Annotated in this window: 3 protein-coding genes; 1 reads left to right on the forward strand and 2 read right to left on the reverse strand. The window is 64.8% G+C overall.

Annotation, left to right across the window (positions count from 1 at the left end; all coding sequences use genetic code 11):
- A partial coding sequence (locus tag B7L72_RS16290; RefSeq protein WP_081195541.1) for a GTP cyclohydrolase II occupies positions 1–739 on the forward strand: 739 nt, incomplete at its 5' end.
- Between the two features lie 81 nt (positions 740–820).
- On the opposite strand, the gene B7L72_RS16295 is transcribed toward B7L72_RS16290, so the two are convergent.
- Positions 821–1,591, reverse strand: coding sequence for a creatininase family protein (locus B7L72_RS16295; RefSeq protein ID WP_081195542.1), 771 nt, complete (start codon positions 1,589–1,591; stop codon positions 821–823).
- A gap of 36 nt (positions 1,592–1,627) precedes the next feature.
- A partial coding sequence (locus B7L72_RS16300; protein ID WP_081195543.1) for an FkbM family methyltransferase occupies positions 1,628–2,287 on the reverse strand: 660 nt, incomplete at its 5' end.

The following is a 2,287-nucleotide window of genomic DNA, read 5'->3' on the forward strand; positions in this document are numbered from 1 at the left end:
TGCGGCCCTCACCGCCGAGGTGAGCGAGCAGGCCAGCCATGCTGTGGCCGAGCAGGTGCGCCAGGGGCAGCTGCTGGAAGTCAGTGCCGAAGAAGCCCTGCAGTGTCTGGCCGGTGCGCCGGGCATGCTCAAGCGGGTCAGTGAAGCCAACATACCGCTGGAAGACACGCCGCATAGCCGCTTCGTGCTGTTTCGCGAGCCCGATGGCCTGCGTGAGCACGTGGCAGTGGTGATCGGCCAGCCCGAAGCCCAGCAAGGCCCCGTGCCGCTACGCATGCACTCTGCCTGTTTGACCGGTGACCTGTTCGGTAGCTTGCGCTGTGACTGCGGTGAGCAGTTGCGTAATGCCGTGGCCGATATCCAGGGGATGGGCGGTGGCGTGCTGCTGTATTTGGCCCAGGAAGGGCGGGGCATCGGCCTGGCCAACAAGCTGCGCGCCTATACCCTGCAAGACAGTGGCCTGGATACCGTGGACGCCGACCAGGTGCTGGGGTTTGGCGACGATGAGCGGCAGTACGCGGTGGCGGTGGATATGCTCAATGCGCTGTCGATTCATCAGGTACAGCTATTGACCAACAACCCGCTGAAAATGTCGGCCCTGCGGGAAGGGGGGATCGAGGTCGTCTCGCGTCAGGCCCTGTATGGCAGCGTGACCGACCACAACCATCGCTACCTGAGTGCCAAGGCCAACCGGGCCGGACATTTTCTGGACGACGTGCTGGAGAGCCGTGGCCACTGAAATATCAGGCGTCAACCGCTGAACACTTAATCGTTGCCGCTGAGCCAGCATCCGGCCAGCGGCATTTTATGGTCAAGAGAGTCAGTTCAGGGCGGGCAGTCGAGTGGTTTCTTCCACCACGCGGGCCAGCAGGCCCGCATAGTGGCGCACCAATCGTTCGCCCAGGTCGGCGCTGGCGCCATGGGCATCGCCCGCCACTCCGTGGGGGCTCAGGTCCTCTGCCAACCAGGCATAGGCCGCGCTGCCTTCGGCGCCCAGCAGGCCACCTTCGGGAGGCGTGGCGGGGGGCGTGGGCGTATACCCTTCGGTGTCTACCCACTGAGGGGCCAGGTGCAGCATCATCGAGGTCTCCAGCAGCCCTCCGTGCAGCCCATGGCGCAGCTCATCGGCGGCCAGGGCACCTTCCAGCGGCGGCAGCCGAGTATAGGTCGCCTTGACCACGCGCATGGCGTGGCGCTGGCGCAGGGTCAGGGCCGCCAGGTCCATCACGGCTTTGTTGCCGCCATGGCTGTTGATCATCATCAGCTTGTGGATGCCCGCCCGGGCAACGCTGTCGCCGTAGGCTTCCAACGCCTCGATGGCCAGCCTGGCGGGCAGGCTCAGGGTGCCTGAAAAGCTGGCGTGCTCATCGCTGGCTCCGATGGCCATGGGGGGCAGGCAAAGCACCTCGATGTCGTCGGGGAGCTGCGCCAGCATGGCCGCCTGCAGGCCCTCGCCGATTATCAGGTCGGTGCCCAGGGGCAGGTGGGTGCCGTGCTGCTCGATGGCGCCCAGCGTGATAAGGGCGATGGGCTGGCGCTGGGCCAGGGCCTGAAGTTTGGGCGCGGTCAGGTGTTGCCATTCATGAACCATAACAGTCTCTTCAAGGGTGATCAGTACGGCTGAGTGCTAGGCGTCGGTCAGTATCGGATGGTCGTGGCGGCAGGCGTAGATATCCCCCGACGCCAACTGTCCCGCTCCCTGGGCGAGCCATTGTTGCATGGCCTCTGGGGTTAGCCACTGCTCGAAGAGGAATCGGCGGCGCTCGCCTGCAATGGCGTTGAAGCGATACTCCCCCAGCCGCTGTATCTCTGCCAGGCAGGCATGGCTGACCTCCAGCATGCCCGCAACGAACTCCACGGAGAGGGCCGCAACGGGGTGATGGAGCCCCTGCAGTACCTCGGCCTCGAAGCCTTCCACGTCGATCTTGATAAAGCGCGGGGTGCCATAACGTTCGATCAGTGCGTCCAGAGTGGTCATGTCGACCTGCAGAGTCTGCTCCCAGCGCACGTGATGAAAGCCGGGGTTGCGCTCGCCTACCTGATGGCGCCAGTCGTTGGCCAGCGTGGACAGGGTGGGGTTGCCTTCGCTGATGGCGATCTCGGCGACGCCGAGCCGAGGCCCCACGGCCAGCGGCAGCAGGGTGATGTCAGGGCGTTTCAGCAAGCGCTGAAACCACTTGGCTAACGCTGGCTGGGGCTCCAGAGCAATGACCCTGGCCCCCAGAGCTTGAAATGCTGCACTGCGATCTCCTAGGTGTGCACCCACATCGAAGGCAATGTCGCCAGG

Origin of the sequence: Halomonas sp. BC1, assembly GCF_002078135.1 — a bacterium.
GTDB lineage: Bacteria > Pseudomonadota > Gammaproteobacteria > Pseudomonadales > Halomonadaceae > Vreelandella > Vreelandella stevensii.

Excerpts from the sequence above, each read along its gene's own strand:
- B7L72_RS16295 (WP_081195542.1), bottom strand. The coding sequence starts at position 1,591 with ATGGTTCATGAATGGCAACACCTGACCGCGCCCAAACTTCAGGCCCTG.